9 protein-coding genes are annotated in these 10,289 nt (G+C 72.2%); 2 read left to right on the top strand and 7 right to left on the bottom strand.

Features of this window, described 5'->3' with window-relative positions:
- A partial coding sequence (locus AOK24_RS02990) for a GlxA family transcriptional regulator (protein WP_055718481.1) occupies window positions 1-849 on the bottom strand: 849 nt, incomplete at its 3' end.
- 53 nt (window positions 850-902) lie between these two features.
- On the opposite strand from AOK24_RS02990, the gene AOK24_RS02985 reads away from it, so the two are divergent.
- On the top strand, window positions 903-1,295 hold the full coding sequence (locus AOK24_RS02985; protein WP_055718480.1) for a cupin domain-containing protein: 393 nt from the start codon (window positions 903-905) through the stop codon (window positions 1,293-1,295).
- A 30-nt stretch (window positions 1,296-1,325) separates the two neighbouring features.
- Window positions 1,326-3,143 carry a thioredoxin-like domain-containing protein gene (locus tag AOK24_RS02980; protein ID WP_055718479.1) on the top strand — a complete coding sequence of 606 codons (1,818 nt, stop codon included), beginning with the start codon at window positions 1,326-1,328 and terminating at the stop codon, window positions 3,141-3,143.
- 3 nt (window positions 3,144-3,146) lie between these two features.
- On the opposite strand, the gene AOK24_RS02975 is transcribed toward AOK24_RS02980, so the two are convergent.
- The 6 genes from AOK24_RS02975 to AOK24_RS02950 all read right to left on the bottom strand — a co-directional run bounded on the left by AOK24_RS02975 (window position 3,147) and on the right by AOK24_RS02950 (window position 10,262).
- Window positions 3,147-4,370, bottom strand: coding sequence for a class I SAM-dependent methyltransferase (locus tag AOK24_RS02975; protein ID WP_055718478.1), 1,224 nt, complete (start codon window positions 4,368-4,370; stop codon window positions 3,147-3,149).
- Window positions 4,367-4,825 carry a cupin domain-containing protein gene (locus AOK24_RS02970; protein WP_055718477.1) on the bottom strand — a complete coding sequence of 153 codons (459 nt, stop codon included), beginning with the start codon at window positions 4,823-4,825 and terminating at the stop codon, window positions 4,367-4,369. The genes AOK24_RS02975 and AOK24_RS02970 overlap by 4 nt, the downstream gene beginning before the upstream one ends.
- 23 nt (window positions 4,826-4,848) lie before the next feature.
- Window positions 4,849-5,865: an NAD-dependent epimerase/dehydratase family protein gene (locus AOK24_RS02965; protein WP_055718476.1), complete on the bottom strand. Its 1,017-nt coding sequence runs from the start codon at window positions 5,863-5,865 to the stop codon at window positions 4,849-4,851.
- 70 nt (window positions 5,866-5,935) lie between these two features.
- On the bottom strand, window positions 5,936-8,512 hold the full coding sequence (locus AOK24_RS02960; RefSeq protein WP_079056653.1) for a glycoside hydrolase family 3 protein: 2,577 nt from the start codon (window positions 8,510-8,512) through the stop codon (window positions 5,936-5,938).
- Window positions 8,509-9,303, bottom strand: coding sequence for a PIG-L deacetylase family protein (locus AOK24_RS02955; RefSeq protein WP_055718475.1), 795 nt, complete (start codon window positions 9,301-9,303; stop codon window positions 8,509-8,511). Before AOK24_RS02955 ends, AOK24_RS02960 begins: the two co-directional genes overlap by 4 nt.
- Window positions 9,303-10,262 (bottom strand): glycosyltransferase, encoded by a 960-nt coding sequence (locus AOK24_RS02950; protein ID WP_063799375.1) that lies wholly within the window; start codon window positions 10,260-10,262, stop codon window positions 9,303-9,305. Before AOK24_RS02950 ends, AOK24_RS02955 begins: the two co-directional genes overlap by 1 nt.
- Between the last annotated feature and the right edge of the window lie 27 nt (window positions 10,263-10,289).

Raw genomic sequence — 10,289 nt, 5'->3', positions numbered from 1 at the left:
CAGCCGGCACGCGAGCGCGACGCGTTCGCTCGTGAGCCAGGCCAGCGGCGTCGTGCCGAGCTGGGCGCGGAAACGGCGGTGGAGGGTCGCGGGGGAGACGCAGGCGCGGGCGGCGAGGCCGGCGACCGTCAGGGGGGTGTCCAGGCGGTCCTGGGCCCACTCCAGGAGCGGGGCGAGGGATGCGTCGGGGACGCGGGGGAGGGGGCGTTCGACGAACTGGCGCTGGCCGCCGTCGCGGTGGGCGGCGAAGAGGAGCCTGCGGGAGACCGAGTTGGCGATCTCCGCGCCGTAGTCCCGCCGGACGACGTACAGGCCGAGGTCGAGCGCGGCGGCGCTCCCGGCGGCGGTGAGGATGTCGCCCTCGTCCACGAACAGGACGTCGGGTTCGAGCAGCACCTTCGGGTGGCGGTCCCTGAAGGCGTCCGCCCACATCCAGTGGGTGGTGGCCCGGCGCCCGTCCAGGAGCCCCGCTTCGGCGAGCGCGAAGCTGCCGGTGCACAGGCTCACGACGCGTGCCCCGCGCGCGTGTGCGTGACGGATCGCTTTGAGAACGTCCTCCCCGCGCGGGACGACGTTGTCCGGCCGGCCCGGTACGACGAGGGTGTCCGCGTCGTCCACGGCCTCCAGGCGGGCCGCGCCGGTCAGGGTGAAGAACCCGTGGTTCATGCGCACCGCGCGCGTGGGCGTGCACAGGGTCACCTCGTAGAGCCGCCCGGGGAGGCCGAGTTCGGGGCGGGGCAGGCCGAAGATCTCGGTGGCGATGCCCACTTCGAAGGGGTTGGTGCCTTCGTCGACGATGACGGCCACCCGATGCGGCGGCCGGTTCCGTTGCGAGAATCCTTGCGGCATGTGCGATTCCTAGCACTCGCCGGGGGCGGCCGACCAGCGCCAGCATGATCGGCATGAGCAACGAACCGATCTCCCTCGCCGCCGCCCTCGCCTCCTTCGACCAGCGGTGGAGCCCGCGCATCGTCACGTCGGTCAACGACTACGACGTCCGCGTGACCCACGTCGAGGGAGAGCACCTCTGGCACACGCACGACCACACCGACGAGTTCTTCCTCGTGATCGACGGCGAGCTGCACATCGCCCTGCGGGAGCCCTCGGGCGAGCGGACCGTCGTCCTGGAGAAGGGGTCCGTCTTCACCGTCCCGCGCGGGGTGGAGCACAAGCCGTACGCGCCCGTCCCGACCGACATCCTGCTCCTCGAACCGACGGGCACATCGACCGTCGGCGACCGGCACGACGAGGTCCCGGACCACGTGGACGCGACGACCGGGCACGCGCTGTCGTGACTGTCAGTGCCCGGTGGCACCCTTGAGGGCATGAGCGACACCACTCCGCGCCGCGTGCGCGTCCGGGCCCCCGAGCTGACCGGCAAGGGCGGCTGGCTGAACACGGGCGACCGCCAGTACACCCTGTCCGACCTGCGCGGACGCATCGTGATCCTCGACTTCTGGACGTTCTGCTGCATCAACTGCCTGCACGTCCTGGACGAGCTGCGCGAGCTGGAGGAGAAGCACGCGGACACGGTCGTCGTGATCGGCGTGCACTCCCCGAAGTTCGTGCACGAGGCGGAGCACCAGGCGGTCGTGGACGCGGTGGAGCGGTACGGCGTGGAGCACCCGGTGCTGGACGACCCGGAGCTCGCGACGTGGAAGCAGTACGCGGTGCGCGCGTGGCCGACGCTGGTGGTGATCGACCCGGAGGGGTACGTCGTCGCGCAGCACGCGGGCGAGGGGCATGTGCACGCGATCGAGCGCCTGGTGACCGAGCTGGAGGCCGAGCACGGCGCGAAGGGCACGCTGCGGCGCGGGGACGGCCCGTACGTCGCGCCCGAGCCCGAGCCGACGGCCCTGCGCTTCCCCGGCAAGGCGCTCGTCCTGCCGTCCGGGAACTTCCTGGTCAGCGACACGACCCGGCATCAGCTCGTGGAGCTGGCGCAGGACGGCGAGACCGTCGTACGCCGGATCGGCACCGGCGCGCGCGGGTTCGCGGACGGGACGGCCGCCGAGGCCGCCTTCAGCGAGCCGCAGGGGCTCGCGCTGCTGGACGACGGGGCGGTGGTCGTCGCCGACACCGTCAACCACGCGCTGCGCCGCGTCGACCTCGCGACCGGCGACGTCACGACGCTCGCCGGGACCGGGCGGCAGTGGTGGCAGGGCTCGCCCACCTCGGGGCCCGCGCGCGAGATCGACCTCTCCTCGCCGTGGGACGTCGCGCTCTTCGGGGGCCGGGTGTGGATCGCCATGGCGGGCGTGCACCAGCTGTGGGCGTACGACCCCGCCGAGGGGACCGTCGCCGTCGCGGCCGGGACCACCAACGAGGGGCTCGTGGACGGGCCCGGCGCGGAGGCGTGGTTCGCGCAGCCGTCGGGGCTCGCGGCGGCGGGTGACCGGCTGTGGCTGGCGGATTCCGAGACGTCGGCCCTGAGGTGGGTCGACACGGACGGAAACGTGTCCACGGCGGTCGGCACCGGTCTCTTCGACTTCGGGCACCGGGACGGCGCGGCCGGTCAGGCGCTGCTCCAGCACCCGCTGGGGGTGACGGCCCTGCCCGACGGGTCGGTGGCGATCAGCGACACGTACAACCACGCGCTGCGCCGGTACGACCCGGCGAGCGGCGAGGTGACGACCCTCGCGACGGATCTGCGCGAGCCGTCCGACGCGGTGCTCGTCGGGGACGACCTGGTCGTCGTCGAGTCCGCCCGGCACCGGCTCACCCGGCTGCGGCTGCCCGAGGAGGCGGTGCGGGTCGAGGCGGTCGCCCACCGCACGCAGCGCGCGGCGACGGAAGTGGCCGCCGGGAAGCTCCGGTTGGACGTCGTGTTCCAGGCGCCGGCGGGGCAGAGGCTGGACACACGGTACGGGCCCTCGACGCGGCTGCTGGTGTCGTCGACTCCGCCGGAGCTGCTGCTCGCGGGGGAGGGCGCCGATACGGATCTCGCGCGGGTGCTGGAGCTGAACCCGGCGGTCGCGGAAGGGGTGTTGCACGTGTCGGCGATGGCCGCGTCGTGCGACGACGACCCCGGGATCGAGTACCCGGCGTGCCATGTGCACCAGCAGGACTGGGGTGTGCCGGTCCGCCTCGTCGAGGGCGGGGCGGACCGGCTGCCGCTGGTGCTCGCGGGGATGGACCAGTAGCGCTCACTCGACGGTGAGGTGCGGGAACGGCACCACGAACATGCCGCCGGATGCGACGTACTCCGTCAGTCCGGCGGTGATGTCGTCCCGGAAGTTCCAGGCGAACAGCACGCAGTAGTCGGTGCTTTCGCGGTTCAGGGCGTCCGGCGGCAGGACCGGGATGCCCGAGCCGGGGATGTGGAAGCCGTGCTTGCGGGGGTTGTCGTCGACGATCCGCTCGATCGCGTCGTCGATCCCCGCCTGCGTCATCAGCGTCACGGCCCGCGCCGAGGCGCCGTACCCCGACAGCCGCTTCCCGCGTGCCCGCAGGCCCTCGACGACGTCGTACAGCGCGGTGTTGACGCGCTGGGTGCGGGCCGCGAAGGACCGGGTCAGGGCGCCGTCGAGGAGGCCCGACTCCTGCTCCCGGGTGAGGAGTTCGCCGACGGCGGGGGCGACGTCGGAGGGGCGGACGGCGGTCGCGGGGCGCAGCCAGCAGCGGATCGAGCCGCCCTGCGTGGGGATCTCCTCGACGTCCACGACCGCCAAGTCGGCCAGCTCGGCGGCGTGTTGGAGGGCGTGGAGCGAGAAGTAGGACATGTGCTCGTGGTAGATGAACTCGTACGTCCCGGTCACCGCCATCGGCAGCAGGTGCGCGGCCTCCACGACCGCGTGCGAAGTAGGCGCGAGCAGGCGCCGTATCCCGCGCAGGACGCTGCCGAGGTCGCCGACGTGGGCCAGGACGTTGTTCGCCAACACCAGGTCGGCGGGGCCCTGTTCGGCGATGATCTTCTCCGCGACCGACTCGTCGAAGTGCGTCGCGTGCGTCGGGACTCCGGACTCCTCCGCGGTCCGGGCCAGGTCGGCGGCGGGATCGACGCCGAGCACGCGGACGCCGGACGCGGCGAACTGCCGCAGCAGCGTGCCGTCGTTGGAGCCGATCTCCACAACGGACGCGGGCCGGTGGCGAGTTGTGAGCATCCCGGCGAGCGCCGCGAAGTGGCGGACCAGGCCGGGGGCCGCGCCGGTGGCGTACTTGTAGTCGCGGAACAGCAGGTCGCGGTCCACGAGATCCGCCAACTGGACGTGCGTACAGGCCGTGCAGCGGACCAGGCGCAGGGGGAAGCGGGCGGCGCGGCGGGCCTCGGCCGCGGTGTCGGCGAGCGCGTTCGCGGGGGGTGTGGGGCGCAGGTCGAGGACGTCCTCCAGGGCGCCCGACGTGCACAGCAGGCAGCGGTCGCGGTTCATGCCTGCCTCCGGCGCCGCTGCGGCTCGCCCGTCACGAGCGGGCCGATGCCCGTCAAGTACGGTGCCACTTCCGGGCGTTCCTCCAGCGGGTCGACGCGCACGACCGCGTCCTCGTACTTGTGGCCGGCGCGGTCGACGTCGGAGAGGGTGACGAAGACGGTGCGCTCGGGGAAGACGGTGGTGTGGGGGACGCCCTTGGGGCTGACGACGGACTGTCCCGGACCCACTTCCGCGACGCAGATACCCAGTTGGGGGTCGTCCTCAATGTAGATCATGCGGCCGGAGACCACGTACATGAGGTGGCTCTCGTCGTGGTGGTAGTGGTTGCCGCGCACGGCGCCGCGCTCGGACTCGATGACCATCGTGCCGGCGGTCGCGAAGGGCGGCAGCGCGGTGATCGCGCCGCGCGGGTCGGTGTGGACGGCGTCCGGCGGGAGGATCGGCGGCTCGTTCATGGGAGTTCCCTTCTGATGGAGCGTCAGGCAAGGGCGGTGGAGGGCGAGTTCCAGTGGAAGTCGGCGTCCAGGTCGCCCGCCGAGCGCTTGGCGAGCAGCCACTCGCGGCGGTCGGTGCCGGCCCAGCCGTCGCCGGTCTCGCCGAGCGGGGCGCGCAGCCGCAGCCGGTAGGCGTCGAGGACCTCGCGCAGCCCGTCGGCGGCGGTGCAGGTCGACTTGAACTCCCCGTACTCCGCCCGGAACTTGTCGAAGCAGACGGCGTAACTGCGGCTGTCCGGCGCGGGTTGCCGGGTGACCATCACGTCCGGCAGGAGTTCGCGGGCCATCTCGACGACGTCGACGATGCGGTGGTTCTGCTCGGCGAAGCCCACGTTGAAGACCTCGCCGCCCGACTCCCCCGATTCCAGGACGAGTCGGATGGCGTGCGCGGCGTCCGCGACGTGCAGGAGCGGACGCCACAGCAGCCCCTCGCCGTTCATCTGGATCCGGCCCCAGCGCGCGGCCGTCAGCGCGATGCGGTTGACCATGAGGTCGCTGCGGAAGGACGGCGAGTCGCCGAACAGGGTCGCGAAGCGCAGCGCGACCGGGGCGAACGACTCGTCGGCCAGCCGCAGCACCTCGTGCTCGGCCGTCACCTTGCTGGTGGCGTAGGCGGTCTCCGGCGCGACCTCGTCCTTCTCGGTCAGCTCGCCGTCCCGGGCGGCCCCGTACACGCTGCACGAGGATGCCAGGACGTACGACCGGATGCCGAGCGACTTCGCCAACTCGGCGAGTCTGACCGGGGCATGGGCGTTGATCTGCTCGGTCGCCGAGGCGGAGAGGTCGCCGCACGCGTCGTTGCACAGCGCGGCGAGGTTGACCACCGCGTCGCAGCCGCGCAGGTCCTCGCGGGTGACCCGGCGGACGTCCCTGCGGGGCTGGCGCGGCGCCGGATCGAAGAAGCCCGTGTCGAGACCGACGACCTCGTGCCCGTCGCGCAGCAGCGCTCGCTCCAGGACGCAGCCGAGATATCCGCGGTTTCCCGCCAGAAGAATTCTCACAGTTCAACCTCGTGGGGATCTGGGGTGATTCGCTTTCCGGGAAGGGGAGTTGTGGGCGCTGAAGGTCCGCCTACGGGACGCGCCAGGAGACATCGGCGATCTCCAGCACCGCCGTGCCCTCGGTGTAGAGCATGAACGGCACGTCCACATGCCGGAGATCCATCCCCGCCGCCGCCAACTCGGCCAGCGGCACGGCCAGTTCGGCCCACTGCTCCGGTTCGACCTCGCGCAGTCGCGGCGCGAGGTCGACGCCCGGTTGGGCGGGGTAGTCGTCGTGGCACGCCAAGTAGAGCGGGCCGGTGGGGGGTTGGAGGACGCGGACGGCGAAGCGCACCTCGCCGCCGAGGTAGCCGCGCAGGTCGGCCGGGGTGCCGGTGGGCGACTCGGCGTACACGAAGGCGGGGTAGCCGGTGTACCGCAGGCGCAGCCCGACGCCGTCGGCCGGTCCCGGCACCGGATCGCTGTGCACGATCAGGCACTTCATCGGCCCGGTGAGCGGCACGGCCTCCCGCGACCACGTGTTGTGCCCGCCGACCTTCAGGTCGTACGGCGTCCCGTCCGCGTCCAACACGCGCAGCGGGCCGTCGACTTGAGGTGCCGGTGGGGGCGGTTCCGGGGTGTCCAGGGGGAGTTGACCGGCGGCGGGAAGCTCGCCGTCGTACATCCTGAGGCCGTGGCCGACCGGGAAGAGCGGGGTGTGGCGGCCCTCGGGGGCGGTCTCCTCCGCGGGGACGCGGTAGTCGGGGAGGTGGGGCGGGATACGGTTCACGGCGGCCGAGTCGCGGGTGCGCGGCCAGGAGACCGGGAGCCGGCCCTGGAAGTCGGGGCCGCCCTCGAAGAGGACGTCGGTGATCCCCTCGGCGTAAGGGCCCGGTAGCCAGGCGGTGACGAAGGCGTCGGAGAGGTTGATCTCCTCCGTGCAGTACAGGGGGCGGCCGGTGAGGAAGACGGTCACCGTGGGGACGCCTCGCGCCTTCAACTCCCGCAGCAGCGCCAGGTCTTCGGCGTACGACAGCTTCAGGTCGGCGTAGCCCAGGGAGCGCCAGGGCTTCAGGGTGCCGCGCATCTCGGCGTACGCGTCCTCGCCGATCGCGACCAACGCGACGTCGTACCCGGCGGGATCGTCCGGGTCCAGGGTCAACCGGCCTGTCGGCGCGAGGGTGTTGCGTACGGCGTCCGTCAGGGTCGTGCCGTCGGGGAAGTCGGCCCGGGTGACGTCGTCGCCCTGCCAGCTGAACGTCCAGCCGCCGCACTGCTTGCTCAGGGAGTCGGCCGCTGAGCCGGTCACCAGGATGCGCGCGGACCTGGAGAGGGGGAGCACGCCGGGTGAACTCTTCAGCAGGACGAGGGACTTGGCGGCGGCCTCGCGGGAGAGGGCCCGGTGCTCGGGGTGGCCGAGGAGACCGGCTCCGGCGCGGTCGCGGGGGCGCGGGCGGTCCCACAGGCCCAGGCGCAGCTTCATCCGCAGGACGCGCGAGACGGCGTCGTCGATGCGGGACATCGGGATCACCCCGTCACGGACGTACCGGACGGTCGAGCGGTGCACGCCCTGCCAGGCCTCGCGGCCCGCGACCATGAGGACGTCCATGCCCGCGTTGATCGCGTAACCGGCGTCCCCCGCCGAGCAGTTGGCGACCTCCGCGTGCGCGTCCCAGTCGCTGAGCAGCACCCCGTCGAAGCCGAGCGCGTCCTTCAGGATGTCCGTCAGCAGGAACCGGCTGCCGTGCACCTTGTCGTTGTACGGCTGCGAACTCCCCGGCGAGTGGTCGTAGTTGGCCGGGTTCGACCAGCTGCTGAACGACACCATCACGCACTGCGCGCCCGCCTCGATCCCGGCGATGAACCCCTGCGCGTGGATGTCGCGCAGCACCTGCTCCGAGCAGCGGGCGGTGCCCCGGTCGCCGCCGTTCTCCGTGCCGCCGTCCGCGATCCAGTGCTTGAGGCTGGAGACGACCCTGCCGCCCGCGCGCAGGGCGGTGACGTCGCCCTGGAGGCCCTCGACCATCGCCCTGCCGTACGCGTGGACCAGGGCCGGGTCCTCGCCGTAGCCCTCGTAGTAGCGGCCCCAGCGGCGGTCGCGCGGGGTCGTCACGGTCGGCGCGAACGTCCAGTCCATGCCGGTCGCGGCGACCTCGCGGGCGGTGGCCTCGCCGATGCGGCGCATCAACTCCGGTTCGCGCGCGGCCCCGAGGCCGATGTTGTGGGGGAAGACCGTCGCGCCGAACACGTTGTTGTGGCCGTGCACGGCGTCGGTCGCCCACAGGAACGGAATCCTGAACGGCCGCCCCTTCCAGCCCTCTTCGGCCGCCTCCCAGAAGCGGTCCACGGTGTCCACCCAGTCCTGGACCGAGGCGTGCCGCTCGCCGCCGGGCCAGATCCCGGCGCCGTTGAGCGCGGACCCGATGTGGAAGTCCCGTACGTCCTCCGGGGTCAGCTCCGCCAACTCCGGCTGGATCATCTGGCCGACCTTCTCCTCCAGCGTCAACTGGCTGAGTATCCCGGCGATTCGGCGCTCGATCTCCGGGTCATTCGGGAACGCGGAGGTGAGTCGGGGCCAGGCGGACAGGGGGCGCAGGGACGGGAGTTCGGCATTGCTCGTGCTGTCCGGGCTGTCTGCGCTGTCTGTGCTGTCGGCGTATGTCGTCATCGGCTGCCCTCCTGTGCTTCGGCTTCGGTGACGGCTTCGGTGACCCAGAACTCCTCGGTGCGTGCCGCGAACACCCGCTCCTGGAACGGCGGCGGTACGACGGCCCGGGTCTGGCCGGGGGCGAACAGCTCGACCTGCGTGCGGTGTTCGCGGAACGCGGCGTGCTTCTGCGCGACGTACGGCGTGATGTCGAAGGAGACCAGCCGCTCCGTCGCGTCGCTCCGGCCCGCCGCCGGGTTGCGGTTGACGAAGCCGAACTCGTCCTCCGTGCGCTCGTCCCACACCACGTACCGGAACACCTTTGGTTCCAGGCCGAGTTCGGCGAGGCAGGAGACGACCGTCTCGCCGGTGAGGCGGTGGTCGGCGTTGAGTTCGCGGATCTCGTGCGGGAGGTAGACCTGGGCGACGTCCCGGTTCGTGCGCAGGATCTCCAGCACGTCCCGCCTGAACTCCGGTAGGTGCTCGGCGAGTTGAGTGTCCGGGTAGTCGAGGAAGCGGGCCGCCTCGGCGCCGATGCCCATCGCCTTCGCCGCCCGGCGGGCCTCCTCGCGGCGGATCGTGCGCAGTTCGGCCGGCGCCGGGTCGGTGTGGATGCCGAGGACCGCCGCGTGCGACATCGCGCCGTCCGTCGCGAACACCACGCCCACCCGGGCGCCTTCGACCGCGAGCCGGGCGATCGTGCCGCCGCAGGCGATCACCTCGTCGTCCGGGTGCGGGGAGAACACCAGCACCCGGGGCGCCTCGCGGCGCGCGTCCCGGTCGGCGGCCGTCCACATGCCCAGCAACGGCATCATCGGTCACCCCCGGTCGCCGCCGCGCGCTCCGCGTCCATCTGGTCGATGGGCCGCACGACCGTCCCGAAGTGCTCGGTCGGCTCGCCGTCCGCGAGGCCCCGCGAGCGGAGGACGTCCTCGATCTCGTGGAAGTGCGTGTCCACCACCAGGTGCGCCACCGGGGTGTCGTACTTGGCCGCGAAATAGCGGTAGTTGACCGCCGCCGAGCGCATGTTGGACTCGTAGTCCTTCGGGTGCGGGACGTGCAGCGCGGTCGCGTCGCGGCGCAGGACGAAACGGCAGCCCGCCGTGCGCAGCCGGTAGCTCACGTCGACGTCCTCGGCGCCCCACTGCCGGTACGCCTCGTCGTAGCCGCCGACCTCCCGCAACAGGGCCGTGTCCACCGAGGAGTTGCACGTCCACCACATCAGCCAGGGCGCGGTCAGGGCGTCCAGGTCCTCGCCGTAGCGCTCGTAGTAGTCCTCGCGGATGTCCAGCCAGCGTTTCTCCGCGGCGAACTCGGCGAACGAGGCGTCCGGGTCGGCGAAGTTCAGGGACTTGAGGATCTCGTCGCCGTCCTCGTTGCCCTCGTTGAAGCAGAAGACGTACCCGACGACCGCCGTGGGCCCCTCCGCCACGCGGTGCGCGTCCAAGTGGGCCGCGAGCGCGCCGGATTGGAGGATCACGCCGGAGTCGACGAACACGGTCACCTCGCCGCGCGCCTTCGACAGGCCCAGGTTGCGGGCCTTCGCCGCGCGGTAGCCCTCGTCCTCCTGGAAGGCGTAGTGGATGTCGAGGCGGTCCCGGTAGGAGGCGACCACCTCGGCGGTGTCGTCCGAGGAGCCGTCGTCCGCCACGACCACCTCGAACGCGTCGTCCAGGCGTTGGCGGACCAGCGAGTCGAGGGTGTGGGCGAGCAGGCCGGCGCGGTTGTAGGTGGGTACGACGACCGTGCAGGCGGGCGACGTGGTGGTCACTCGGGGCTCCCTTCGGTGGGGTGGGTG

Source organism: Streptomyces niveiscabiei (assembly GCF_001419795.1).
GTDB classification, from domain to species: domain Bacteria; phylum Actinomycetota; class Actinomycetes; order Streptomycetales; family Streptomycetaceae; genus Streptomyces; species Streptomyces niveiscabiei.
The sequence above is the reverse complement of the archived record's forward strand: the minus strand, read 5'-3'. Positions and strand labels throughout refer to the sequence as shown.

Excerpts from the sequence above, each read along its gene's own strand:
- AOK24_RS02985 (WP_055718480.1), top strand. The coding sequence starts at position 903 with ATGAGCAACGAACCGATCTCCCTCGCCGCCGCCCTCGCCTCCTTCGAC.
- AOK24_RS02980 (WP_055718479.1), top strand. The coding sequence starts at position 1,326 with ATGAGCGACACCACTCCGCGCCGCGTGCGCGTCCGGGCCCCCGAGCTG.
- AOK24_RS02975 (WP_055718478.1), bottom strand. The coding sequence starts at position 4,370 with ATGAACCGCGACCGCTGCCTGCTGTGCACGTCGGGCGCCCTGGAGGAC.
- AOK24_RS02970 (WP_055718477.1), bottom strand. The coding sequence starts at position 4,825 with ATGAACGAGCCGCCGATCCTCCCGCCGGACGCCGTCCACACCGACCCG.
- AOK24_RS02960 (WP_079056653.1), bottom strand. The coding sequence starts at position 8,512 with ATGACGACATACGCCGACAGCACAGACAGCGCAGACAGCCCGGACAGC.
- AOK24_RS02955 (WP_055718475.1), bottom strand. The coding sequence starts at position 9,303 with ATGCCGTTGCTGGGCATGTGGACGGCCGCCGACCGGGACGCGCGCCGC.